Below are 24761 nucleotides of genomic sequence, written 5' to 3'. Positions count from 1 at the left end.
GTGCAGTCGGCAAGACTGCACAGGTAGAGCATCTACTTGTTTTTTTCGTTTTCGATGTGTTGGGAAACAGCACGGTCGCGTGCCTCTTCGTACGTGCGCCCGCGCCCGGTCGTCTCCTCTCCGGTTTCATTATTTCGGATTCTAACGATTTCGTGCCCTTCGAAGGTTCCGATGGGGGAGATAACGTCCTCGAAACGTTCGGTTTCCTCGTACTTAGGTTTTGCCATAGCCGCACTCCCACATGTTATTTGTTTTTCCAGTTTACAGAATAAGTGGGCCGGATTTAGGCCCCATCGCCATGTCATCATCGCTTCGCAGGCGCAGCCTAGCCTTGTGCGCCAAAAGCAAGAGGTGAAAAAATGGTGGCTGTTCGTGGAGCCGGTTTCTCGAGCGCGGTTCGAGACGATTATCATTTCGAAAACTTGCGGCGCAATCTGAGTCAGGCCGAGGAACTCGGCGTCGACTTCGTTGAAATCCCGATCTTCGCGATGGACCTGATCGCCGGCGGACGCATCATCCCTAGCCAGCTGCGCCGCCTGAAGGAGGCGCTGCGCCCGCGCGCGCTTGGCTACACCGCGCATGGCCCCATTGCGGTCAACTTCATGCAGCGCGAGCTTTCGGAGCGTCACTTCGAGGTGGCGCGGGCGAGTGTCGAGGCCGCTGCCGAAATCGGCGCGGTGCATGTCGTCTTTCACACCGGCGTCACGAGGGAGAGCGATCCGCGAACAATAGAAGCGGCCTACAGCAACCAGCGCGACTATATCGCGAGGCTTGGCGACATCGCCGCCGCGCACGGCATCATCATTGCCATCGAAAACATATTCTCGACGAGCGAAGCCGAGGTGACCGCGCTTCCCTCGCGCCTTGCCCGCGAAATCGAGGCCATCGGGCATTCAAACGTCTTCGCGTGCCTCGATTTCTCGCACGGTGCCATTACCTGCGCGTCGCAGCGAGCGGACTTTCTGGCGGAGGCCGAGGCGCTCGCGCGCGTGGCCATCCACCTTCATGTCCATGATTCGTTCGGCGATCCGACGCAGCTCCGCACCTCTGCGGATGCAGAACGGCTCGCCTACGGCCTCGGCGATCTGCATGCGCCCATCGGCTGGGGCAAGCTTCCGTGGCTGGAGATGATGCAGCGCTTCACCTTCCGCCCCGACGTCATCTTCAACCTCGAACTGCCGCCGCGTTACTGGTATGCGCTCGACGACAGCGTGCGCGAGATGCAAGACATGATTGAAGTATACAAGGCTGGCCGCGCGAACGCCTGAACATGCTCCGCCGCTGTGCTATCGTTCCCCGGATTCGGAAAACGGGGGGGGGGGGCGCGATGGCAATCTCAGGCGGGATAGGGTTTGCGAGCGCGGCATGCGAAGACCCCGATTTCGAGGCACTCCGGCGCAATCTCGATCTCGCCGAGGAGCTGGGCGTGGACGTCGTGGAACTGCCGCTGTTCGCGCTCGATATCATCGCGGGCGGCCGGGTGCTGCCCGACCAGATGAGGCGACTGGCGCTGGCGATCGGGACGAGGCCGTTTGCATTGACGGCGCACGGTCCCGTCGGCGTCAACATGATGGACGCTTCCGATCTCCTTGCGCGTCACCGCATCGTGGCGGAAGCGGCCATAGCAGCGGCTTCCGAGCTTGGCGTCTTCCGCATCGTTCTGCACACCGGGCACATCGCGCGCGCCGACGAAGGCCGGATCGAGGCGGCCTATGCACGCCAGCGCGACGCGTTCCGGGCACTTGCCGATGTTGCCGAGCGGGGCGGCATGAGCCTTGCCATTGAAAACATCTATGTGCCCGACAGAGGGCGGATCGCGCCGCTGCCGTCGCAAATAGCGCGTGAGATCGCTGCCATCGCACATCCGAATGTGACCGGCTGCCTCGATTTCGCTCACGCAGCGCTTGCCTGCGCGGCGGAGGGGGCGGATTTTCGGGCCGAAGCGAAGGCTCTGGCCAGCATTTCGGCGCATCTCCATCTGCACGATTGCTTTGCCGATCCCGCCGACATGGCCATTTTCGTGCCGTCGGAGCGCGTCGCTTATGGCCTCGGCGACCTGCATTTGCCGCTCGGCTGGGGAAGGCTTCCCTGGCACGACCTGATGGACGAATTGAACTTTCCGCCGGACGCTCTTTTCCTGCTCGAATTATCGGCACAATATCGCTTCGCGCTGCCGGATGGCGTGGTCCGCGCGCGCGCTCTGGCTGCCGCTTACGAGCGCGCACAGAAACGGCGCGCCGAAGCATGACAGTGGGGCGAGCGAGGCGAGCGCGCGCTCTCGGCCGAACCCGGCGTTACGCGTGCGACGAGCGCATCCTTACGCCGGCGTGCTTTGCCTTGTTCTCGGGCTCGACATGGATCGTGACGCGGGCGCCTGGAACTTCGCTCATCAGCGCATTCTCGATGCGGTCGCAAATATCGTGCGCGGCGCTCACGGTCATGCCGGCGGGCACCACGAGATGAAACTCGATGAAGGTGACGGGGCCGGCGGCGCGCGTGCGCAGGTCGTGCGCTTCAAGCGCGCCGTTTGCTTCCGCGCCAATGATGGCCTTGATGGCGGCGAGCGTGTCGGGATCGGCGGCCGCATCCATCAACCCGCCGACGCTCTCCTTTACAAGCCGCCACCCGGAAATGAGGATCCAGCCGCCGACGCAGGCCGCGATGACCGCGTCAAGCCATAGCCAGCCGGTGAGAACGGCCGCAATGAGCCCGAGGATGACGCCGATCGATGAAACGACGTCGGCTAGAACGTGCTGGCCATCGGCATAAAGCGCGGGCGAGCGTTCGCGCTGCCCGATACGAGACAGATGCCAACCCCAGCCCGCGTTGATGACGGTGGCAGCGCCGTTGATCGCAAGACCGAGAATCGGCGCGTCGAGCGGCTTCGGATCGAGGAAGCTCGCGGTCGCTTCGCGGAAGATCGCGAACGCGGCCACGACGATGAGCGCGCCTTCAAATACGGCGGAGAAATATTCCACCTTGTAATGACCGAATTGATGATTGGCGTCCGGTCCCTTGGCGCTGAGCCGCAGCGCGAAATAGGCGACGGCTGCCACAACGACATTGATGATGCTCTCAAGCGCGTCCGACCAGAGAGCGACCGACCCCGTTACCGCAGCCGCAAGCCCCTTCAGCGCGAGAACAAGCGCGGCGATACCGACGCTTTGAAGCGCATAGCGGCTGAGGGCATTCATGGGAGCGGACCTCGTGACCAATCGCGCGTCTCGGGCCGCGCGTTCGAGGTTCACACAGAGCAGGTTCGGCGCGGGTGTTACAAGCTAAAAATGCCTCTCGCCAAAGCCCTTGGTACGCCCAAGGAACCTTTGGCGTTCTGGCGGAGAGGTCGGTTCACACAGCATAGATCTATCAGATATTTGAAACTGCGCTTCGGAGAGTGCCTGAATATAGATCATTATGCAGGTCAGACACCGTTCGTATTTTTTTTGATATTTTTCTGACTTCTCAGCCTGTCTCGTGCCCGTTCTATTGCTTCGTTTTCTTCTTTTATTTCGTGTAGACGAGCATTTATCCCGGATAGTTTTTCGATTACTGACTGGATTTCGACAATAAGGCTATCAATCTTTTTCATTGCATCACCATTCACAATGCGATTGACTGAATATAATAGTTGTTAGCCTCGTACGGGAACGAAAAATCTATTCAGACTTAACAACTAAAAACGTAGACAATTTCATTTGCTGCCTGCGCCTTAAGGCGTCCCTAGATGGCAAGGGGAAGCCACGCAAAGGCAAAAAACCGACCTTCGCGCGCTCTATTCTTGTCGTTTCTTAACGGAAAACGACGGTCCGATTGCCGTTGACCAGAATACGGTGTTCCACATGCCACTTTACTGCGCGAGAGAGAACAAGACTTTCAACGTCGCGGCCCATATTGACAAGATCCTCGATCGACATCGAATGATCCACGCGCGCCACTTCCTGCTCGATGATCGGCCCCTCGTCGAGGGCGGGCGTGACATAATGCGCTGTGGCGCCGATCAGTTTCACGCCGCGCATGTGCGCCTGATGATAAGGCTTCGCACCCTTGAAGCTCGGCAGGAAGGAGTGATGGATGTTGATCGCGCGCCCTTCGAGCTTGCGGCACAGGTCTTCTGACAACACCTGCATGTAGCGGGCGAGTACGACGAGATCGATCTTCTCCTCGTCGATGATTTCGGCGAGCTTGTGCTCCTGCTTTTCCTTCGTGTCGGGCGTCATGGGCAGATGGTGAAACGGAATGTCGTGGCTGGCGGCGAGCCGGTAGAAATCGCGATGGTTCGATATGATGGCGGGAATTTCGACGGGGAGCGCGCCGACGCGGTGCCGGTACAGGAGATCGTTCAGGCAATGCCCGAATTTTGAAACGAGGATCAGAACCCGCATGCGTTCGGCCACGGGATGAAGCCGCGTGGTCATCTTGAAGCGGTCGACCACGGGCTTCAGCATGCGTTCCGCCGCCGGCTCGTCCATCGTGTCCGGCGCGGAGAACGAAACGCGCATGAAAAATCGGTTCGACTTCACATCGCCAAACTGCGCGCTATCCGTGATGTTGCATCCGTGCTCGGCCAATATCCCGGCAATGGATGCGACGATCCCGGATTGATCGGCGCAGGAAAGGGTCAGGACGAACGCTGGCTTCTGAAAGGACATGGATAGCTCTTGGAGGTGTGGCCGGTTAACACCTCCTTCATACTCCGCCCGCAACGAAAGCGAAAGAAGCTACCGTTCGCGCAGCTTAACGCCGCAGGACGTGGCGTTTGCGCAACTTTACATTTGGTCCGCGTTAAACCGTCTCGATTTGAAACCAAGCGAGACTTACCGCTTCGGCGTCTGGCTCTGCGCGATGGCGGCGAGCACCTTCAGATCTTCCTCGCTCCGGTCCGAGGTGATGAAGAACCGCACGCGATCGAAAACCCAGCTCACGCCCTTAAGCGACCCGACGGTCTGCACCGCGACTTCGCTGTCGCCGCTCTCTGCGCCGGGGAGGGCGTAGAAGGTGATCGGCGGCTCCGTTTTCGAGGAATAGGTGAGCTGCATCATCCGGTCCTGACGGTAATTGAACGTCTGGCCGCGATACAGGGTATAGCCCTGCTTGGAGAAATCGGGCGGCGTCAGCGCCCGTCCCGTTATCTTGGAGAGCTGAAAGCGGATGAGTTCCGGATTTGCGATGGCGTCCGGATAGGGTGTCAGCGTCTCGCGCGGGAAGTAGCTGTGAAAGCGTGCGATGTCTGTCGGCCATGCCGTCGGTGCGATCACCGCGGAGAGAGGCCGGTCGGTGTCCTTTGCGGGAAGGGGAGCGGGGTCGCCTGCAAGTAGCGTCGCTCCGTAACCGCCCAGAAGTCCGCCGAGGAAAACGGCCGCGACAAAAACCATCTGCCGCGCCGCCGCTGGCGCGTGGGTCACCTTGGATGCATTCCCCGAAAGCCTGGCCCCGGCTTGCTGGACCGCGCGCTGCGGGCGCGCCTGCGCGTCGGTTTCCCCCGTCTGGAGAGCGGCCTTTGGCACGGAGACGTCCTCGCGCGCAAAGGCGCCGAACGTTTCGATGAGCTGGGCCTGCGTCCGCTTCAGCCTGGCGATGCGCCGCGAAACCTCGGCATTGACCGAGGAAAGCTGTGTGACTTCGGCAGCCTGGGTCTTTTCAAGCTGCCCGTCGAGATAGGCCAGCAGAAATTCGTCCGAGAGTTGCGTCATGCGGCACGCTCCCTGATGATCGACGGATCGATTTCAAGGCCGCGCTCGCGGGGGCCATCCGAGAGGCCACGCGTGTCGAGCCAATGCGAGAGCGCGACATGGCCGCGCGCGAGGCATTTCATCAGAGCGAGCACTTCGAGGCCGACGGCGTCCGCCGCTTCGTCATAGGACGCGGCCTCACCGTAAACGAGGTAAAGAGCCGCGCGTTGCTGCGACGGAAGACTTGAGATGAATTTTGCGAAATGGGCGTTGCCGGCAAGCGATCCTTTCAGCAGGCTCGCGCTGAAGAGGCGGGCGTCGGGTACGTATTTCTTCTGAAGGTTCGGATCTTCGGCAAGCTTCGCGTTCCAGAGCGCGTAGATGCGGCGGAAGGCTTCCGTCAGATGATCGCGATCGTCCTCGCGCCAATCCCTCCGGTTTTGCAGGCTCTTGAGTGCGCCGCGAAGAAGAGCCTGAGCGAGGTCGGCATTGGCCGTGACCGCCAGGGCGAACTTGTAAAGACGCGGTGCCGCCGCGAGAAGACCGTCGCGCGCGCGGCTCTGACTCTGCCCGAAGTTCGCCATGATACGCGGCCTCCTCTACAAATTGAAAGAACCGTTACTCTGGCCGATAATGACATGGAAAGGTTGACGCGCGGTAAAATGACAACAGCCGGGACTGCACGCAGAGCCGCTTCGGGTTTCGGTCGATTTCGTCGCTTACAGCAATTGCCTTTATCGCTGAAGTCGTGAAAAAACTGTCATTCATGCGTTTATGGCGGCGGCGGAAAGCCGTTCGCGGACAATCTCGCGGCAGGGCGGCATGACAGACGACGACTCCGAAAAGCAGCGTCTGAGCAAGTTTTCGAGGGCTGACCGTGGCGCCTACAGCTTCAACGGTCCTGCCGCCGCGAAGCCGGACCCGCTCGCGGAGGCGCTCGAACAGGTGATCCGGAGCGGAGCGCTGCCCACGGATCGCGCGGCGACCCATGTCCCGGACGCGCCGTTGCCCGCGTCCGATGTCATCCATGCGCGGCTGATCGAGGAATTGCACAGCGCGCGCGAGCAGATCAGACAGGCACCGGTCGGTGAAAGTGAGCCGCCTCGGGTGCATCCGCCCATTATCGACGTCGAGATTCTGCCGCCGGAAGGCGCCCTTTCCCTTACCGTGCCCAACACGGTCGACGTGACGCCGGAGCCGCGGGGCTCATTTATCGGTCGCGCGAGGGAAAGTTTGCGCGGCTTTCAGATCGCGGCAGCCGAGCGGATGCAAAGCTCAAGGCAGCAGGCCTCGCATCTTGCTCGGACCAGTCGGCGCATCGCCACCGATCTCGGTGCGGCACTGTCCCGGCGCATGCGCCTCAAGGATTGGCGTCGCAGACGTCTCGCGCTTGTCGCCCTCGTGCACCGGCATGTCTTCGACCGCCAGACCGAGCGTCTTCTGTTCAGCAAGACGCCACCGCTTGAAGTCTACGCCATCAGCGAAGGCGAAAATGGCATCGAAAAGGAATTCGTCTATCGCGGCCCGATGCCGAAGAAGGTACTCGATTGGGCGCTTTCCGTCCTGCCCCGTGATCTGAAGCGCCACGCCTTCGTCGATTTCCGCGCAGGCAATGGCCGCACGCTGCTTCTCGCCGCGCGGCGAAATTTCGAATATGCGGCGGGCTACGCCTTCGACACCGAAGGTTGCGAGATCCTCGAAATGAACCTCGCCCAATACCCGCGCTCCTGGCTCGACTGCCGCGACGTGCGCGCGCTGCGTGGCGACCGCGACGGCCTTCTGATCCCTTCGCAGCCCTCGGTGCTGTTCTTCCCCGACGCTCTTCCGGCGGGGCATATCGACATCATCCTGAGCTATCTCGCAGCGTCGCTTCGGATCGAGCCGCGCGAGATCTGGCTGATTTTCGAGAACGCGGGCCGTGAGACGGGGCGCGAGCAGATGGAGCTTTTCAGGCATGTGCCGCTGCCCTTCGCCAGCGAGGTGAAGACATGGCTGTTCTCGCCGGTGCCCGTTGCCGTTTACCGCACGAAGACGGATGAGGCTCCCGAGAGCGATCAGCGATGAGCGGTTCGAATGATGAGACCTTGCAGTCATATGGCGGGCGCGTGCGCGACTATATCGAGGGCACGGCGCAGACGGTAAGCGGCGAGGCGAAAGACTGGATCGACGCCGCCCTCTCGGGGCTCCCGGCCACAGCGCGCATTCTCGAATTGGGGAGCGCCTTCGGACGCGACGCCGCCTACATCGCGTCGAGGGGCTTCGAGGTCGATTGCACCGACGCCGTCGCCGGGTTTGTCACGGAATTGCAGGCCAGGGGGCTCAACGCCCGGCGCTTCAATGTGCTGACCGACGAGTTAGGCGAGCGTTACGACCTCATTTTCGCGAATGCGGTTCTGCTGCATTTCGAGAGAGACGAGTTCGAATTCATCCTGAAAAAACTGATACGTTCCATAAAGGCTGGCGGGCGTTTAGCCTTCAGTCTGAAAAAGGGCCAAGGGGAAGCCTGGTCCAGCGAGAAAATCGGCGCGCCGCGGTTCTTCTGCTATTGGGAGCGGCAAACCCTGGAGCCGCTTCTCGCCGATGCCGGTTTTGCGGCCTGGACGATCGAGGAGGCGCGAACCTCGCGCGCACACGCCGAGTGGCTGTTTGTCCGCGCCCTTGCGCCGTAGTCTGGCCTTGGGGCACGACCGAAAATGGAGCCGACATGCTGGATTTGGAACAGGGAGTCGCCTGCGTGGTAGAGGGCAGGGCGGGGCTTGCCCGCCTCAATCGCCCCAAGGCGTTGAACGCTTTGACCCCGGCAATGATCGAACGGCTCGACACCTTTCTTAACGCCTGCGCAGCCAATCCGCATATCTACGGCATGGTGCTCGAAGCCGAGGGCAAGGCGTTCTGCGCCGGGGGCGATATCCGCGCCATCCGCGATATGGCGGCGAGCGCCCCCGAAGAGGCGAACCGCTTCTATGCGGCGGAGTATCGGTACAACTGGTCGCTGGCATGCTTTCCGAAGCCGCATGTCGCGCTGATCGACGGCCCGGTGATGGGCGGCGGCGTTGGCGTGAGCCTCTACGGCAGCCATCGCGTAGCGGGCGAAAACATCCGCTTCGCGATGCCCGAAACCGGCATTGGCTTTGTGCCCGATATCGGCGGATCGTGGTTCATGCCGCGTCTGCCCGGCAAGACCGGCCTTTATCTCGCGCTGACGGGCGCCGTGCTGAATCGCGCCGACGCTTACGCGCTCGGACTCGTGACGCATTGCATTCCTCGCGAGCGGTTCCCCGCGATCCGGGCGGCCATGATCGAAGGGCAGACCATCGGCACCGTGCTCAGCGCCTTGCACGAACCAGCGGGCGAAAGCGCGCTCGACGCTTTGCGCGAGCCGATCGACCGCCTGTTCGCCGCGCCTTCGCTTGAAGGGCTGTTCCGGGGGCTTGAGCGCGAGGACGGACGATGGCGGGACTTCGCCCGCGCGACGCTCGCCACGCTGTCGGCGCGCTCGCCGCTTTCGCTGCATCTGACCTTCGAGTTGCACCGCCGCGCCGCCACCTTTTCGAGTCTCAAGGACGCCTTGTCTCTGGAATACCGGGTTGCGACGCGGCTCATCCGCCATGCCGATTTCGCGGAGGGAGTTCGCGCCGCGGTCATCGACAAGGATCGCTCGCCGAAGTGGGCCCATGCGTCCATCGGCGAGGTTGCCGCGCCCCTCGTGGAAAGCTTCTTCGCGCCCCTTTCGACAGGCGATGTTCCGCTCGACCGGTCTGCGTAGAAATCGCACGCGATCTGACGCAAGGACGTGATCGAGGCTGAAGTCGGCCCTTGGCGGTTGCACACAGAGGTGTGATCAACCCGCAATGGTTGCATGCGGGCAACGGTGGCGGCGAAATCCGAGGAAACGGCGCCTGCCTTGTTGACGGTTCGGGACAGCGCGTGGAAAAACTTTCTCGAATGTGCGATGTGCAAGAGGGAAGCGGAATGGGCTTTAATCGGGATGCGCACCGCCGAGGTCGCCTTGCGGTCGCGGCGCGGCAGTCATTCGCGCTCATCGTGGCCGCGTTTCTCCTCGCCGCCTGTGCTTATCTCCCGCGTGAGCCTTTCACGGCGCAGGAACAGGCCATCGCCGAGATTCCCGGCATTCCGCACGCGCGCTTCTGGGTGGACGGCAGCGACGCGGAACTTCGCGAGTTCGTGCGCGGCACCGCCCTGTCGGGAGCCATTTCAGCGACGGGAAGCTTCGACGTGCTCGCCCTTTCCGGCGGCGCCTATGACGGCGCTTACGGTGCAGGCGTCATCAATGGCTGGACGGCGACGGGGACGCGACCGAAATTCGCAATCGTGACGGGCGTCAGCGCGGGCGCGCTCATCGCCCCGCTGGCGTTTCTGGGCCCTGCCTACGACGCGCGGCTTCAGGAGGCTTTCGCGGGCACCGCCGCGCAGTTTCTGGGCGATCTCGGCGGCGTGTTCTCGCTGCTGGGTACAGCCGAAGTTCGCCGCCAGTCTCTCGTCGAACTCGTGGATGCCTTCGTCGATTATAATCTTCTCCGAGCCGTCGCCGCCGAACATGCGAAAGGGCGACGTCTTTTCGTCGTGACGACCAATCTCGATGCGCAGCGCGGTGTCGTCTGGGACATGGGCGCCATCGCCGCCGCAGGTCCGCAGTACCGCGATCTGTTCCGCGATGTGCTCGTCGCCTCCGCAAGCATACCGGGCATTTTCGGCCCGACTTATATCGAGGTTCAGGCAAACGGCCGCCGCTTCCGCGAAATGCATATCGACGGCGGCGCCACAACGCAGGTCTTCATCCTGCCGGATGTGGTGTTCGCGACAGGCAGGGGGATTTCAACCCCGAAGGGCGCGCCCGCCCAATTGTGGGTGATCATCAACAACCGCCTGTCGCCCGAGTTCGAGGTGGTGGAATCCGGCATACTGTCGGAGGTGCCCCGCGCGTTTTCCACCCTCATCAAGGCAAGCGCCAAGGGTACGCTGTACGCCGCAAGTACCTATGTGGGGCCGGGACGCTTTCACCTGACATTCATCGACCAGGGGTTCGACGATCTGCTCAAGGCCAATCCCGGCCTTCAGCCCGGCTTCAACGCGCCCTACATGCAGACACTGTTCCGTTACGGCTACGACAAGGCTCGGTCGGCAAGCCCGTGGCTGGCGTCGGTGCCATTGCCCGGAAATGCGCCGAAGCCACGCCCGACGATTGCATCGATCCGATAGCGAAGGTTTCTCAGGCGGGTCTAGGAAGAGGGCGAGTCCATCTGGCGCGCTCTGAATCGACTCCGCTCATTTTTCAGTATTTTTCAGCGGCTATCGTCGCACCCGGTTTCTTTGCGAGCGGGGCGTGCGCTTCGCCAACACACCCGCACGGGGCGGTTCGGCGGCGCTCGGCGGAGCACCAAGCCGGTTTGGTGTGCGCTCGACCTGCAGCGGTGGAGCCGGATTGCTGGGAAGCGGCCCGCGGACGTCCGGCGGTGGCTCGACCGCGATCGGCGCGCCTCCGCCAATGCGGCTGTCGGGGCTCTGGGCGACAGCATGTTGCGCCGGTCCGCAGACCGCGAAACCGAACATCACGGCCAGGGAAATCGCCGCCACATGGGAGTTACGCCGCTTCAGGCTGTTTTCCATCTCGATTCCCAGCGCTATTCGTTGCGACCGCCAGCCCTGCTGCGGGGCGGCGTCGGGAGAGGGGCTACGTCGACACTCACCGGTAGGGAAACTGGCAGCTAACCGAAAGCCCCTTTCAGTGGGCCATCCCCAGGGGGGGCATACCGTTCGGGGTTAATGGCGTTCGACCTGTGAGTTACTTGTCCTAGCTTGCCTTTCGCGGCTTTCAGGATGACTTCGATTTCCGAACCAATTTTAGGGAGCGGCAACCGGTGCCCTGTTCTTCGACGTCCGCTTGTTCGGTACTACGAGAATGGTTGCCCGGATAACACTCAGGGGCATCCCCATCGCGTGGCGAAGCCGATCTGTGCTTCGCCCGAAAAGGCCGGAACAGCGAATTGGACCGATTCGATTCAGAGACTCAGAAGCGTCGCTGTCAGTCCGCCGCTGGGAGCGCCCCTTAAGCGAGCGGCGAGTGGGGCGCCAATAGATGCGCGAACATACGGCGTTGGGGGCAGCGATGCTGTTCTAGGGGCGCCTGCCGCTACCGGATGCGACCCCGCTGCCGCTCGTCTTCGCCATGATTTGCGCCTAATCGTCGAGGCAGCATTCGCGACCCGTCGCATCCATGCGGCGTGCTCTTTCGAGGGAAGTGACATGACAACTGTTCTCATCATTCTGGTCCGCCTTGGCGGCCTCATCGCGCTCGGCCTTGGGGCGGCATTCTTCGGCAAATACCTGCCCGTGGAGGGCGTTCCGCTTCTCGTTCACAAAGCAGCTGGCGGCCTTGCGGCGCTGGCGCTGGTTCTGCTCGCAATTCAGGGCTTCTCGCGTGCCACTTTCGTGGCAATCCTCGCAGCAATCGTCGCGGCTGCGACGCCGGCAATCGGGATCTACCAGCAGGGCATCGCCGACATCGAGACGGTGAAGCTCGTTCACATCGCGCATATCGTGTCGGGCCTCGCGGTGCTTGGTTTTGCCGAGATTCTGGCAAAGCGCATCAAGGCTTCCAGGGTGTTCGCCCCCGCGCGCTGACGCTTCCGATCGGTCAGACGCCGGCCATTTTCGAATCGGGCCGTACTCAGGGGGTGTTAGGGCGAGCTATTCTTGCGAAAGCTTCATCCTAACGGCCCTCGGGCCCCTTTTCCTTGTGCCGGGAATGCTGGTTGGCGGATCTTTTTTCCTGCTCCGCATCTTCCTTCGCTCTTCTCTGGGGCTCGACTCCGAGAAGTTCGTCGACATCGATCACGCCGCCTTTTTCCGGGTTGGGTTCGACAAGCCCGTTAGGCTCGCGTTCGATCTGCAGCGGTTGACCGTCGTTGATGCGGCCTCGTTCCTGCGCTGCCACGCCGCCAGCAAGCGCCGCTATCGCCAAACCCGTGGCTAACCCAAGTCCAAAAGCTTTCACGTTTTTCCGGTCCATGTCGTCCTCCATCGCAGATCCAAAACCGATGCTCGGCGACGCCTCAACGCGTTTCCCATTCTTCTCAGCTCGATGAGCGTCGAGCCACGCAGGTTTCGCCTCGTGCTGGGAGCGATGCTAGGCGTGCGACGTTGAGGAAGGTCTGTCGGGACGCGCTCCATTTTAACGATTATCGGTGCGTGAAATACCGAAACGGGCAGCGGACGGCGCGCTTACAAGCCGCTTTATTGCCGCTGGGACAGCGTGCTCGCACGCCGATCACGGCTTCTATGGCCCCCGCCCGTCGAGCGGCCTCGGGATGCCCGGCCGCCCCAGCGGACATTCGAGCGCCTCGCGATCCCATCTGGCGGTCGTTGCGGCTGCGTCGTATGTGCTCTGAAGAAACGCGATGAGCCGCGAGTCGGGATCGGCGGCAGTCCTCACCGCGTCGTAAGGCAGCAGAAACTCGCCAAGCGCATCGCTGAAAAACGCCGCATCCGGCTCCACCGGGCGACGCTTGAAGTCGTCCGGCGTGGGGAAAGCGTAGGAGTAGAAGGCGGGATAGTCGATACCGTTGCCGCCTGGCCAGAAACCCGCGCTCGACACTTCATGCGAATAGGCTTCGCGCGTCACATCATCGGAGACTCCCGGCACACCGCCCGGATGCAGCGGCGCGCGCCTTCCTGAAAAGCGCGTCACCGCGAGGTCGAAGCTGCCCCAGAAGAAGTGTACGGGGCTGCACTTGCCGATAAAGCCCGTTCGAAACAGCTTCAAGACGCGGTCGACCTGTGCAAGCGCGCGCCAGAAGCGGTGGGCGGCGTCCCGGTCGTAGTCGCGATGGATAGTGTCCTCGCGAAAGGGGATCGCGTCCGGAATTTCGGACGGTATCTCGTAGATGTTCACCGCGATATCGAGGCTGCCCAGCGTTTCCATGAGCCGGGCCTGAAAGTCGGCGACAGTTTGCGGTTCGAGCTTCAGTTCGCGGCGACTGCCCTCGCTCGTCGTGATTGTCAGGACGTTGTCCTGAAAGTCGAAGGCGATCTCGAAGGTTCGTGCGCCGTAAGGAATTGGCGAGGTGTCGAGGCCGCGTGACGTCACGTAAAGCGGGACGTGCCATGAATGGTTGAGCCATGGCGTGAGCGCAAGTCGAACCTTGCCCACGATCTGCATCCAAAGCTGGAGCGTAGCGGCGGTGTCTTTCCATGCGGCATAGGGGATGTCGGGCCAATCGCGCGATGTCGACGCTGGGAGCGAATCCATGTGCTTCTCCTGGGCGCGCTCGAACCGCACGGCAGACAGCGTTCGCAAGGACCTGGTTCGAGCGCGGATGCAATGGGGTTTGTTCGCGCTGGCCGCAGACGGTGATACCCGCGAGACGCGATCTTGTGCCCTGCCGGCGCAAAAATGGCCACCCGATATATCGCCTTGAAGCGGGGCCTTGATCGGCTCGTCTGATCGGCGCCGGGCAGCCGCAGTTCGCAAGCGGACACAAAAAAAACGCCGGGCGGGTGCCCGGCGTTTGATCGGATAAGGTGCGATTGCGAACCAATCGGAACGGGGCCTAGTAGGCCGAGGCGATGGCCTCCACGCCGTCCTTGCGGTAAATGTCGCGGCGGAACTGCACGGTTCCATCGGGCGTGGACCAAGCCGTGATATAGGTCCAATACAGCGGCACCCGCTTCTTGAGCCGCACGAAAAGCCGCTCGCCCGACTGCTTCATGCGCAGCACCTGCTGCACCGACCAGCCGTTGTCTTCAAGCAGCCACGCCACCAGCTGGTGAATGTTCTGCACGCGAATGCAGCCGGAGCTGTCGGCCCGGAAGCTCTTCTGGAACACGCTCTGGCCGGGCGTGTCGTGCATATAGACGCCTTGTGGGCTGGCGAAATTGATCTTCGCGAAGCCGAGCGGGTTCTCGTCGCCGGGCGCCTGCACATAGAAGTAGCGGAGCGGCGCGTCGGACGACCAATCGATCTGCGCCGGATCCAGCTTCCTGCCCTTCGCATAGTCTTCATGCGTGGCGTAGGCGTCGATCTTGTACTTCGCGAGCACATCCTGCCCACCGCGGCCCTTCGGCACGAGGTCGTATTTCAACACCGTGGGCGGCACGACCCACTCCTTGTTGAAGTTTATCTCCTCGATCGCCGAGGTCAGAAGCGGCGACGGCCTGTCCGGCTTGCCCACGACGCCTGCGTGGCGGGAAACCACCTGATTGTTGTTCACAGCCTCGATCTGGGCAGCCGGAATGTTCACCACCACGTATTTGCCAGCCGGGGTGGCCGGCACAAGGCCTTGCAGGCGCACAAGATTGGTCTGGAGCTGGCGAAGCCGCGCGCTGGCGGGAACGTTGAGCGCGTCGATCGTCGTCTGGTCGAGGAAGCCCGTGGGCGGAATGCCGTGGCGCTGCTGCGCCCGCTTCACCGCCTGTTCGACGTAAGAGTCGAAGACCTCCGGATAGCCGCCATAAGCCGCGAGATCGCCCGTAACCTGCAGGCGCGTGCGGAGTTGCACCACAGCCGGATGGCTCATGCCGGTGCGAAGTTCGATCGGCGGAAGCTGCGGCCAGCCGCCACGCGCGACGATCTCCGCATATTGCTTGATCGCGGTCTTGGTGGTGGCGATATTTTCCTTGGCAAGAGTCGGGAAGCCGCGGTCGGGTTGGGTTTCCCATTCGCGCTGAAAGGCGCGGTCTCGCATCGGTTGTTCCCAGGAGTCGTCCGACTGGTCAAAGCCAAGCCAATCGTCGATCGAGCTTCCCCGGCGCTGAGCGTCAGCTCCGAAAGACCCTGCGACGACCATGAAGGCGGCCGCCATGAAAGCAGCCAAGACCCTCGGTTTCATCATCCCCATCCCGTCTCCAGCACTCAATTTGAAGCAACCGCAACGCGATTTGCCGGTAACCATAATGCGCTACGTGACACCGAATTATGTCTATAACGGGGTTATTTTCCCGTTGCGCCGAGGTCAACGGTGCCATGATCTCGTGCAGTCCCAATTACTCCCAAAAGCCAATAATTCCAACGAAATTCGCCAACCGTTTAAAGTGACTTGTCTCGTGGCATCTGTACCGTCCAAGCGCACCCGAAGTCGAGGTATTATTGAAGGTATCGATTATGGCTCTCAGCGATTTGAAAATCCGCACCACGAAGCCGACAGAGCGTGATTTCAAGCTTTCCGACTCAGACGGTCTCTATCTCCTCGTTCGGCCTAACGGCTCGAAGCTATGGCGCATGAACTATCGTCATCTCGGTAAGAACAAAACCCTCGCCATCGGGAAGTACCCCGACATCGCTCTATCGGCGGCGCGCGACAAGCGTGCAGAAGCAAGGAGACTTCTAGATGTTCAGTCCCAATGTGTGATGGTCTGGTTTTCGGATGAAGAGGTCTGGCTTTTCCTCGCTGAGCTTTCGGATAGCCTCGAAGGGTGTTCGGAAGCGCAAGGCCTTGAGTTGCTCGGCAAAGTTGTAGGCCGACAGCCAGTCCCGGACATGACGGCGGAGATCGTCGATCGAGCCTAAATGGAAGGTGTGAGTTGTCGCGTCCTTGATGGTTCGCACCATGCGTTCGGCCTGACCGTTCGTACAGGGATGGTAGGGTTTGGTGAGCCGGTGCTCGATGCCCTGCTCGTCGCAGACCCTGCCGAACACGTGAGCGACGAAGTCGCCGGACCTGTCGCGCTGGACGAACTGAACGCCGTTGTCGGTCAAGACGGTGTGCACCTTGTAGGGAACGGCGGCAACGAGCACCTTGAGGAAGGCTGCGGCCGCGAGCTTGGTCGCCTTGCGATAGATGCGGGCGAACACGCGCTTCGAAGTGCGGTCGACGGCGACGAACAGGAAGCCCTTGCCGCCTTCAGCGCCACTTTCTCACGGTCTTCTCGTTGATGTTGTAGCGCCTCGCGAGCTCCGCGATCGGAGCTTCCGATCGCTGTAGTTCCGTTCGAACAGCGTGCGTTGTCGTGGCGCACCCGTGTAGTACCTGGCCCATAGTCCCTCCCGCTGTGACGGCGTTAACAATACACCATTACAAGCTGGGACTGAAAACCTAAAGCGCTTTGAGGAATTCGATGAGTGCCTGCCGCTCTGCTGGCGTGAGGTCGAATTTTTTAACGAGAGGCGAGGTCTTCGCCGCAGCGCGCATGAGATCGTCCGCAGGTTGGCCGGTGATGGGACGCGTCTTGCCGCCTCCGATCTCGTAAAAGATGACGACACGCCGAAGATCCGGGATCAATCCGTTGTGCATGTAAGGCCCCGTCTTCGAGACGTGACGCAGGCTCGCCGTGCGGAACCGGCCCACGTCGTCTTCAAGCCCGCTCACCGCGTGTCGACCTGTGTCGCCAAGCGGTCTGCCGAGCAGGGAAAGGCCGAGATTGTGATAGCGCTCGTCGGTGAGAAGCGGGCCGCTGTGGCAGTTCATGCAACCGGCTTTCGTGCGGAAAAGATGCATGCCCCACACTTGTTCATCGGTAAGCGCCGCTGCGTCGCCCTTGAGGAAGCGATCAAAGCGGGTCGGGCGCTCCATCGTCGTTTCGAAAGCGGCGAGGGCGTCTGCAACCCATGCGATATTGATCTGATCCGAACCATAAATGCTGCGGAAGCGCTTCCGATAAATATCGTCTTTTGCGAGACGCGCGGTCACGTCGCTGAAATCGTGGACCGCCATCTCGATAGGATTTGCCATGGGCCCGAGCGCCTGCTCCTCAAGCCTCGTAACGCGACCGTCCCAGAAAAGGGCCGGACGATAGGCGGCGCTGAACAGCGGCGGCGCATTGCGCTTGCCGCGCTTGCGATTGTGGCCGAAGGACGAGCGCAAACCATCGCCCCAGCCGAGTTCCTGATTATGGCAACTCTGACAGGCGATCTGTCCGGATGCGGACAGTCGCGGATCTTCGAACAGCATGCGGCCAAGGTCGACCTTCGCGATTGCGATTCCGCTTGGCTTCTGCCGGATTTCGAGCGGCGCGAATTCGGCGACTTTGGCGTCCGGAAGCAAGGAGGGCGCTGGCCAGGCGGCCCGTGCCCTTTCATAAGCCTGACGAACGCGACCGAGGGCTTGAGCGTCGGGATCGGACGGAAAATCTTCGATCAGCCGTTCCGCGTCTGCCTTCGACGTCGCGAGTTGCGCCGCTTCCTCGCGGACGACTTCGGCCTTACGACCTTCTTCATGGGTGTGAATGAGGAACGAAGTGGCGACCGCAATAGCCGCCACGCCGAAGAAAAGACGTTTGGAAAAGAGCATGGGTTTCATGTGATCGAAATCTTCAGAAGGTTGCCTTCGCCCCGACCCAGACCGTGCGCCCGATGATCCAGGGACGCGCGTTGCTCGCTGTGGCATTACCCGTTTCATTGAAGACGTTGTCGACGCGCCCGTCGACGGTGAAGCTCGTATCGCCCTCCTTGAAGAAGGTGTAAGCGCCCGCAACGTCCACCGTGAAACGGGAACTGAAGTCGAAATCCTCGTAGATCGTGTGGGTTATACCGTCGATGCTGATGGTTTCTTCTGTGTCGCGAATTCCTCGGAAGGCAAAATTGTAGTTACCGAAGATGTCGAAGGCCAGCGCGCCATCGAACCACCGGCTTGTCAGGCCCGCCTGAAGGCGCATCGGTATGTCGAGGTTGCCAAGCACGGCGCCGAACCCGCCGAGCGAGTACGATTTGCCGTTGTACCAGATGCGATCATCGAGAAGATCATCCTCGAAGTAGCTGTCGTTAGAGACCCTCTGGCGGGACCAGGTGAAAGACGCGTTGAAGGCGAGCGCGTCCATATAAGGGACCGCCAGTGGATTGAGGCGCTTCAGATATTCGCCCGTCACCGACTCATAGAAGCCCTTGCCGTTGTTCGTGAGAGTGTAGGTCGTGCCGTTAGCCTCTGAGGCAAACTGGTCGAACGACCGACGGTCGAGGAAGCGAATACGCCAGGAGCCGTCGAGAAGCGGTTCCTTTCCTGCGATGGAGATCGTCCGCTCATCGCTGAAGGGCGTGTCGAGGCCGGACGCACTGTTGGTGTAAGTGCCGGTGACGACACGCGCCGTCCAGCTGTCGCTGACAGAGCCTGACGTTTGCGTCCTGATGTAGGCTTGCCCGCGCGGTTGCTGATCGCGAATGGCATAGGCGAGGCTTTGCGCATTGTAATAGCGGTTATAGCCAGCGGAGACGGAAAAGTCCTCGAAAGGCGTCACGGTCGCAACCAGGCGAGGCGCGATGTCGAGATTGTGCATGTAGCTGTCGAGGCTCGCTCGGGCACCGGCGCGGATGTTGAACCAGCGCCATGTCTGGTCGAGTTCGGCGTAGCTGCCGAAGTCGTGCAATTGCGCGTCGATGTCATAGGCGCGCCAGACGGTCTTTATGCTCGCGAACTGCTCCTTGCTGCATTCCTCGGAGGTTTTGCTGCAATCGAACTGAGAGACCTTCGCGCCGTAAACGGTTGTGTACTGGCTATAATAAATGAAGTCCTCCGGCCGGGAGCGCTGCGCGTCGGTGTAGGCATAATCCGTACCGAAGGAGAATTTTCCGAGAAAGACATCGCCTGTTACCGCTTCAGACCAAGACACCTGTTTTTGTTTCTGAAGAGAATCTCCCCAAGCGCCATCATAGCAGAGCGTCGCCTGCTTGAGAGTTGGGTCCGTACGACACCAGTCCGACAACTCGGTGGATGTCCACTTCACGGCTCCGCCCGCGTATTCCGTCTGCTTTTTGATGCGCGCTATATTGCCGTTGGCGTCGTCCGTTGTTTCACTGCCGTTATAGCTCATCCGCGAAGTGAGCTTCACATTCCCGAAACTGACACCAGCGAACGCCTGATTCCCGATTTTGTATGTGTTTTCGAGCTTCGCCGTGAGTGTATCCTTGCCGATATCCATCTTGAAATCCCGGTAGGTGTGGCTTTCCCAAAGCTGCCGGTACGTATCGTAGATGACTTCGGCCGAGAACTCGCCGTAGCGGGTGTCCGCATTCGCCTTGAAGCGGTAGAAATTCTTGTCTGAATCTTCCTCCACGCGCTGGGAGTAATACCGATACTGCTTGTCCTTATGGGTGAGGGCCTCTTCATGCGAGACCTGCCCCAGGATCGACAGCCAGTCGTTGACAGGGCCGGTGACGGTGAGACTCCCGCGCTTCTTGACGAAGTCCGGTTGCTGAACATTGTTCGGGTTGGTCTTGCTCTCGGTCTTGAGATTGTATTCGGCCCAGTCGCTTGTCGAATAACCGGTCGTTACGGTCGTGCGCAGGCGATCCTTCGCCGGTTCGTTCAACTTGTATGATACGACGCCGCCCTGGAAGTTGCCGTACTGCGCGGACACGTTGCTATCCATGACCGTTGCCGTATCGAGAAACTCGGCCGGCACATAGACCGTCTGCGAGTGAAGACCGTAGATGCGGTCGGCGTTCGGAAAGCCGTCCGACAGATCTTCGTCGCCATAGCGTTCTACGCTTCCAGCGACGTTGTTGGTCGGTATGCCATCGATTATGAAGTTGTTCTCGTAAACGCGCGCACCGGAGATGGACATTTCCTTCGGCTTCAAGTCGATGACAGACTGATCGTCATCGCCGCCATCTTTTTTCGCTTCGTTCTGGTATTGAACGTTCGGAAGGTTCTTGAGGATGGCGTTGGCATCGCCGGTTCCGTCCTTTCGGACCTGAAGAAGGTCGCCGGACATGGCAGTTGTTCCGGTGTCTGCTGGTGCTGTACCGAAGAATTGCGGTCCCGCACCGTCCTCCACGACGATCTCGTCCAGCGTCTCGCTTCCGTCAACAGGGAGGACCACTCCTCCAGCCACGATCTTCGCTGAGGTCGCGGAGGTAAAAGTATAGGACAATCCGGTGCCAGCGAGCAGCGCGCGCAATGCTGCATCGGGTTTCAGGTTGCCCCCTACCGAAGACGAGCGCTTATCCGAGGTTGCCGACGAAGGCGCGAAAATTGCCACCCCGGTCTGGCGCGAGAAGGCGACGAGCGCCGAAGCCAGTGGCTGCGCCGGGATACTGATTTGTCTGCTGGCGCTTTGCTGCGCCAAGACACTCTCGAACGGCGTTGAAAAGAAGAAACTAACCCCCGCGACGCAAGCCGCGACAGCTTTCGGCGCGCGCTTTGCGCGCACGCGTGCCTTACCCATGCCCCAACCCCTTGCCCAGTTTCGAGGAGGCGGCCCAGTGCCTCCATTTACGGAGACACCGGCCGCGGGCGGAGTAATTACTGGCTACGTTCTTTTTTTGGGGGAGTGCTACCGATCTCTTTGATCCGGCATTTGCTCGCGAGGGGTCGGAATCGGACCACTAGTTGGTCACGAGCGCCGTGAACAGGCTCGTTGCGCGGATCACGCGAAGATCGAGGCTTTCCGCTATGGTATCGAGGGCATCGTCGATACGATTTTTCTCGAACACCGCAGTGATCCTCTTCTGACCGGCCACGGCGCTCAGGAGGTCGATGCGCCCGCGACGATAGCGGCGCAAATCCGTCAGCACAGTTTCGAGTGGGGTATCGATAAAAACGAGCTGATCACGCCGCCAGGCCTGAATCGCTTCGAGATCCGCATTTGAAGCAGGAGAGACTGTTTTCTGGTCGAAGCGCACCATTTTGCCCTGCTGAACGGACGCGGTGGCACCCCCTGCCGATCGGACCGTCACGCTATGCTCGGCGACGGCGACGGCCACCGCGTCGGTGATCTTCACATTGAACGCGGTTCCGCGCACTTCGATCTCGCCTTGAGGCGTGGCCACGATGAAAGGTCGCGCGGCGTCTTTCGTGATCGTGAAAAACGCCTCGCCTTCGAGAAGCCGGACTTCACGTTGCGTGGGTGAAAAGGCCACATCGATAGCGGTCGCCGTGCCAAGCTCGATTTCGGAATTGTCGTCCAGCAGCACAGTGCGGCGCTCACCGATGCCCGAACGGTAGTCTGCGAAGTCGTGAGGGATCCATGCCCATATCAGCAGCCCGCATAAGACAAGCGCTGCTGCGGCAACCTTCGAACCGAAGGCCACCCTCGAACCGAAGGACAGCACGTGTCCGCCGATGGCGTGGGGTGGCGGGGTATGCGAAGGCATCGGGCGCGAAACGTCTTCCTTGCCGGACCCAAGCAGGTCAGGGGATTGTGGGGACACATGATCGAGATTGCTCCATAATCGCTCGATCTCGCCGAAGGCGCGCGCATGCGCCGGGTCGGCATCGCGCCAGACAAGAAAGCGCGCACGGTCCTCGTCGGTGGTGGAAGCGTCGCGAAGGAATACGAACCACTCGATAGCGTCGTCTTCGACGGAATGTCCATTCTTCGCGGCCATAGGAATTCTCGGATAGCAATATGCATCAATGAAGTCGAAAATTTCACTGTTCTTGGAGGCACGCCCGAAGGCGCGCAAGAGCCTTCACCATATGCACCATAACGGTGTTTTTCGCGATGCCGAGATGCGCGGCAATCTCCGCATAGCTCAGATCCTCATATTTGTGAAGAAGAAGAACTTCCCGACAGCGGGTTGGCAGCTCGGATATAGCGGCTTCAAGCGCCGTCAATTGCTCTTGTGAGATTATCCGGGCATCGGCGAGCGGCGCGGCATCGGCCACATTTTCGTCGACAGCCGCGCACGGATCAATGACCGCCGCCCCTCGGCGGGTTCCTCGCATGGTGTTGCTGGCAACCGTTTCAGCTACCCTGTTGATATAGGCTCGCTCGTTCTGAATGTCGGCACCTGAAAAGCGCAACAGGCGAAGGAACGCATCCTGCACGGCGTCGTCGGCGGAAGACGCCGTTAATCCTTGCCGCTGCAATTTGCGTTTCAGTCTGGCTTGCTCGTTCGAGTATAGAGCGGCGATACCGAAATGATCGATGGTCATGATGAGGATGTGGCCACACGCACAAAGACGATTATCGCGTGAATATCTCAGCAAAATTTGTTACGCAATATCAATATATTATAACTATTATAATAGTACCTCGCTGTCAGCGCCAAGCCGATCGCGCGGCCTTCGGCGTCGACAAGCGCGTGGATCTTGCTCGTAAGCCTGCCTCGGGAAGGTCACCGACTCGTAACTTCGTAACCAGATACGGACTGATGCCAGCTTGACGGATGCGAGGAAATTGTCGTCGCGCTTGTCGTATCGGGTTGCAACGGCGCGGAAGTGTTTGAGTTTGTTGAAGAATCGCTCGACGGCATTTCTCTGTCGGTAAAGCCACGCCGAGAAGGCCGGACGCCTCTTCCGGTTCGGCATGAGCCTGATGTTGGCCCACGCGCCGCGCTGTTCGAGGGTATGGCGCAAACCGTCGCTATCATAGGCGCGGTCTGCAAGCAGGATCGCGCCGGCCTTGACCTCGTCCAGCATGTCCTCGGCCGAGCGGCCGTCGTGGGCCTGCCCCTCGGTGAGTTTCAACGTGATCGGCAGGCCGTTGGCGTCGACGAGTGCGTGGATTTTCGTCGTCAGGCCGCCCCGCGAGCGACCCATGCAACGGGATCGGACGACTTTTTTTTACCATTGGCCGCGTGCTGATGGACACGGATGGATGACGAGTCGATCATCGGGATGTCGCCGTCGTAAGCCTTTGAAACCGCTTCGAGAAGTCGGTCCCACACGCCCGCCTTTCGCCAGCGGTTGAAGCGGTTCACGCAGGTCGTATGGGGGCCATATCGGGCCGGAATATCGGCCCACGGCGCACCGGTGCGCAGCCGCCAGAAGATGCCGTTCAGCACGCGACGGTCGTCCACGCGCGGAACGCCGCGCGGTTTGTTCGGCAGCAAAGGCTCAATCACAGACCACTCGAAATCCGTCAGATCGAAGCGCGCCATGAGAAACTCCCCCGTTTGGGAGTTGGAATCACAGCACGCCCGATTCGGGAACCCCTTTATGGGGACGTGACCTAGAGCGTTTCATGCTTTGACGGAACCGTATCCATCGTTCTCGAAGTAGCTTTTGCATTCGGCGGGGACGATTGTTTCGACGAGGGTGCCGATCTGGGCGCAGACGTCCTCGATGGTTCGCTTCTGGGCGCATCGCATCCAGTGTTTGATCTTGGCGAAGGCTTGCTCGATCGGATTAAGGTCAGGGGAATAGGGAGGCAGGAACAGGAACCTCGCCCCGGCCTTGCGGATCGCCATCCGCACGGCCTTGCCCTTATGGCTGCCGAGATTATCCATGACCACGATGTCGCCGGGTTTGAGGACCGGGACCAATTGCTGTTCGGTATAGGCGCGGAAGCACTCGCCGTTGATCGGGCCGTCGAAGACGCAAGGCGCGGTGAGCCGGTCCAGCCGCAGCGCCCCGATGAATGTCAGCGTCCGCCAATGGCCGTGCGGAGCATAGGCGCGCAGACGCTTTCCCTTTGGCCCCCAGCCGCGCAGGGGAGCCATGTTGGTCTTGATCCATGTCTCGTCGATGAAGACCGGCTTCGCCGGATCAAGGCTTGCCTGCCGCGCATCCACGCTCCCGCGCGGGGAGCGACCGGAGGCCGCGCAGAAGCTCATGCTTGCCGAGAAGTTTCGATCCACGCTCCCGCGCGGGGAGCGACCTGCCCACGATCTTGCGGAAGCGCCGAAGGCTGTCGTTTCGATCCACGCTCCCGCGCGGGGAGCGACCTCGCCACGGGCGCGGTGATCCGCGCGCAGGGCATGTTTCGATCCACGCTCCCGCGCGGGGAGCGACCCCGCGACCGCCTTCGCAATGGTCAGGCAGCGGTTGTTTCGATCCACGCTCCCGCGCGGGGAGCGACCCATTGACGGGCAGATTGCATCGTCTCGGCTGGTGTTTCGATCCACGCTCCCGCGCGGGGAGCGACGTGCTGACGCACTATCCCGCGATTACATTCGCCCGGTTTCGATCCACACTCCCGCGCGGGGAGCGACTCGACCCCGGCCCGCAGGCTGGCTCCCATATTTCGTTTCGATCCACGCTCCCGCGCGGGGAGCGACTAGGCGCTACATCGATGCAAAGGCGATCGATGCGGTTTCGATCCACGCTCCCGCGCGGGGAGCGACAATCAGGCGGCGCAGAGCGCCCTCGACGAGCGCTGGTTTCGATCCACGCTCCCGCGCGGGGAGCGACGCGTGCGGCAGCGTCTGATGCGCTTGAAACTCGACGTTTCGATCCACGCTCCCGCGCGGGGAGCGAC

Annotated in this window: 21 protein-coding genes, 4 pseudogenes and 1 CRISPR repeat array; of the genes and pseudogenes, 9 read left to right on the top strand and 16 right to left on the bottom strand. The window is 61.1% G+C overall.

The window, feature by feature from the left end; translation table 11 throughout:
* Positions 1-32 precede the first annotated feature (32 nt).
* Positions 33-227, bottom strand: coding sequence for a hypothetical protein (locus tag EK416_RS09600; RefSeq protein ID WP_127077284.1), 195 nt, complete (start codon positions 225-227; stop codon positions 33-35).
* Positions 228-359: 132 nt separating this feature from the next.
* On the opposite strand from EK416_RS09600, the gene EK416_RS09595 reads away from it, so the two are divergent.
* Both EK416_RS09595 and EK416_RS09590 read left to right on the top strand, forming a co-directional pair.
* Positions 360-1268 carry a TIM barrel protein gene (locus tag EK416_RS09595; protein WP_127077283.1) on the top strand — a complete coding sequence of 303 codons (909 nt, stop codon included), beginning with the start codon at positions 360-362 and terminating at the stop codon, positions 1266-1268.
* Between the two features lie 59 nt (positions 1269-1327).
* Positions 1328-2248 (top strand): sugar phosphate isomerase/epimerase family protein, encoded by a 921-nt coding sequence (locus tag EK416_RS09590; protein ID WP_127077282.1) that lies wholly within the window; start codon positions 1328-1330, stop codon positions 2246-2248.
* A gap of 46 nt (positions 2249-2294) precedes the next feature.
* On the opposite strand, the gene EK416_RS09585 is transcribed toward EK416_RS09590, so the two are convergent.
* From EK416_RS09585 to EK416_RS09570, 4 genes are all read right to left on the bottom strand, one after another.
* Positions 2295-3194, bottom strand: a complete 900-nt coding sequence (locus tag EK416_RS09585) for a cation diffusion facilitator family transporter (protein WP_127077281.1) — start codon at positions 3192-3194, stop codon at positions 2295-2297.
* Positions 3195-3788: 594 nt separating this feature from the next.
* The gene (gene purU, locus EK416_RS09580) at positions 3789-4649 is read right to left on the bottom strand and encodes a formyltetrahydrofolate deformylase (protein ID WP_127077280.1); all 861 of its coding nucleotides are present in this window, start codon (positions 4647-4649) and stop codon (positions 3789-3791) included.
* A gap of 165 nt (positions 4650-4814) precedes the next feature.
* A complete protein-coding gene (locus tag EK416_RS09575; RefSeq protein ID WP_127077279.1) occupies positions 4815-5690 on the bottom strand; it encodes an anti-sigma factor family protein in 876 nt (291 codons plus the stop codon).
* Positions 5687-6253, bottom strand: coding sequence for a hypothetical protein (locus EK416_RS09570; protein WP_127077278.1), 567 nt, complete (start codon positions 6251-6253; stop codon positions 5687-5689). Before EK416_RS09570 ends, EK416_RS09575 begins: the two co-directional genes overlap by 4 nt.
* A gap of 238 nt (positions 6254-6491) precedes the next feature.
* Between EK416_RS09570 and EK416_RS09565 the strand changes: the two genes are divergently transcribed.
* The 4 genes from EK416_RS09565 to EK416_RS09550 all read left to right on the top strand — a co-directional run bounded on the left by EK416_RS09565 (position 6492) and on the right by EK416_RS09550 (position 10889).
* Complete coding sequence (locus EK416_RS09565; protein ID WP_127077277.1) at positions 6492-7733, top strand: hypothetical protein; 1242 nt, start codon at positions 6492-6494, stop codon at positions 7731-7733.
* Positions 7730-8338 (top strand): class I SAM-dependent methyltransferase, encoded by a 609-nt coding sequence (locus tag EK416_RS09560; protein WP_127077276.1) that lies wholly within the window; start codon positions 7730-7732, stop codon positions 8336-8338. Before EK416_RS09565 ends, EK416_RS09560 begins: the two co-directional genes overlap by 4 nt.
* A 35-nt stretch (positions 8339-8373) precedes the next feature.
* Positions 8374-9435: an enoyl-CoA hydratase/isomerase family protein gene (locus EK416_RS09555; RefSeq protein ID WP_127077275.1), complete on the top strand. Its 1062-nt coding sequence runs from the start codon at positions 8374-8376 to the stop codon at positions 9433-9435.
* Between the two features lie 206 nt (positions 9436-9641).
* Positions 9642-10889, top strand: a complete 1248-nt coding sequence (locus EK416_RS09550; RefSeq protein WP_164729958.1) for a patatin-like phospholipase family protein — start codon at positions 9642-9644, stop codon at positions 10887-10889.
* A 90-nt stretch (positions 10890-10979) separates the two neighbouring features.
* Here EK416_RS09550 and EK416_RS09545 read toward each other — a convergent pair whose 3' ends face one another.
* Positions 10980-11297 carry a hypothetical protein gene (locus EK416_RS09545; RefSeq protein ID WP_127077273.1) on the bottom strand — a complete coding sequence of 106 codons (318 nt, stop codon included), beginning with the start codon at positions 11295-11297 and terminating at the stop codon, positions 10980-10982.
* 636 nt (positions 11298-11933) lie between these two features.
* On the opposite strand from EK416_RS09545, the gene EK416_RS09540 reads away from it, so the two are divergent.
* Positions 11934-12311: a hypothetical protein gene (locus tag EK416_RS09540; RefSeq protein ID WP_127077272.1), complete on the top strand. Its 378-nt coding sequence runs from the start codon at positions 11934-11936 to the stop codon at positions 12309-12311.
* A gap of 88 nt (positions 12312-12399) precedes the next feature.
* On the opposite strand, the gene EK416_RS09535 is transcribed toward EK416_RS09540, so the two are convergent.
* The 3 genes from EK416_RS09535 to EK416_RS09525 form a co-directional block, all read right to left on the bottom strand.
* The gene (locus tag EK416_RS09535) at positions 12400-12699 is read right to left on the bottom strand and encodes a hypothetical protein (RefSeq protein ID WP_127077271.1); all 300 of its coding nucleotides are present in this window, start codon (positions 12697-12699) and stop codon (positions 12400-12402) included.
* Between the two features lie 267 nt (positions 12700-12966).
* Entirely contained in the window at positions 12967-13938 is a 972-nt protein-coding gene (locus EK416_RS09530) for a DUF5996 family protein (RefSeq protein WP_127077270.1), read from the bottom strand.
* Between the two features lie 301 nt (positions 13939-14239).
* Positions 14240-15373: a L,D-transpeptidase family protein gene (locus EK416_RS09525; RefSeq protein ID WP_245434013.1), complete on the bottom strand. Its 1134-nt coding sequence runs from the start codon at positions 15371-15373 to the stop codon at positions 14240-14242.
* 115 nt (positions 15374-15488) lie between these two features.
* Between EK416_RS09525 and EK416_RS17740 the strand changes: the two genes are divergently transcribed.
* Together EK416_RS17740 and EK416_RS18225 are read left to right on the top strand one after the other, a co-directional pair.
* Positions 15489-15839 carry a hypothetical protein gene (locus EK416_RS17740; RefSeq protein WP_164729954.1) on the top strand — a complete coding sequence of 117 codons (351 nt, stop codon included), beginning with the start codon at positions 15489-15491 and terminating at the stop codon, positions 15837-15839.
* Positions 15790-15957, top strand: a pseudogene (locus EK416_RS18225) (Arm DNA-binding domain-containing protein); the annotation flags it as partial. The gene EK416_RS17740 and the pseudogene EK416_RS18225, both read left to right, overlap by 50 nt.
* 54 nt (positions 15958-16011) lie before the next feature.
* Here EK416_RS18225 and EK416_RS09515 read toward each other — a convergent pair.
* From EK416_RS09515 to EK416_RS09480, 7 genes and pseudogenes are all read right to left on the bottom strand, one after another.
* Positions 16012-16663, bottom strand: a pseudogene (locus tag EK416_RS09515) (integrase core domain-containing protein).
* A 57-nt stretch (positions 16664-16720) separates the two neighbouring features.
* On the bottom strand, positions 16721-17923 hold the full coding sequence (locus EK416_RS09510) for a cytochrome-c peroxidase (RefSeq protein WP_164729957.1): 1203 nt from the start codon (positions 17921-17923) through the stop codon (positions 16721-16723).
* 13 nt (positions 17924-17936) lie between these two features.
* The gene (locus tag EK416_RS09505) at positions 17937-20783 is read right to left on the bottom strand and encodes a TonB-dependent receptor (protein ID WP_127077267.1); all 2847 of its coding nucleotides are present in this window, start codon (positions 20781-20783) and stop codon (positions 17937-17939) included.
* A gap of 160 nt (positions 20784-20943) precedes the next feature.
* Positions 20944-21945, bottom strand: a complete 1002-nt coding sequence (locus tag EK416_RS09500) for a FecR family protein (RefSeq protein ID WP_127077266.1) — start codon at positions 21943-21945, stop codon at positions 20944-20946.
* Between the two features lie 43 nt (positions 21946-21988).
* Positions 21989-22495: an RNA polymerase sigma factor gene (locus EK416_RS09495; RefSeq protein ID WP_127077265.1), complete on the bottom strand. Its 507-nt coding sequence runs from the start codon at positions 22493-22495 to the stop codon at positions 21989-21991.
* 201 nt (positions 22496-22696) lie between these two features.
* Positions 22697-23442 (bottom strand): annotated as a pseudogene (locus EK416_RS09485) (IS5 family transposase); the annotation flags it as partial.
* A gap of 81 nt (positions 23443-23523) precedes the next feature.
* A pseudogene (locus tag EK416_RS09480) lies at positions 23524-24051 on the bottom strand (IS630 family transposase); the annotation flags it as partial.
* A 12-nt stretch (positions 24052-24063) separates the two neighbouring features.
* Positions 24064-24761: a CRISPR direct-repeat array (repeat unit 32 nt; unit sequence GTTTCGATCCACGCTCCCGCGCGGGGAGCGAC).

Origin of the sequence: Rhodomicrobium lacus (genome assembly GCF_003992725.1) — a bacterium.
Lineage (GTDB): Bacteria > Pseudomonadota > Alphaproteobacteria > Rhizobiales > Rhodomicrobiaceae > Rhodomicrobium > Rhodomicrobium lacus.
This window is presented reverse-complemented; position numbering and strand designations above follow the sequence as displayed.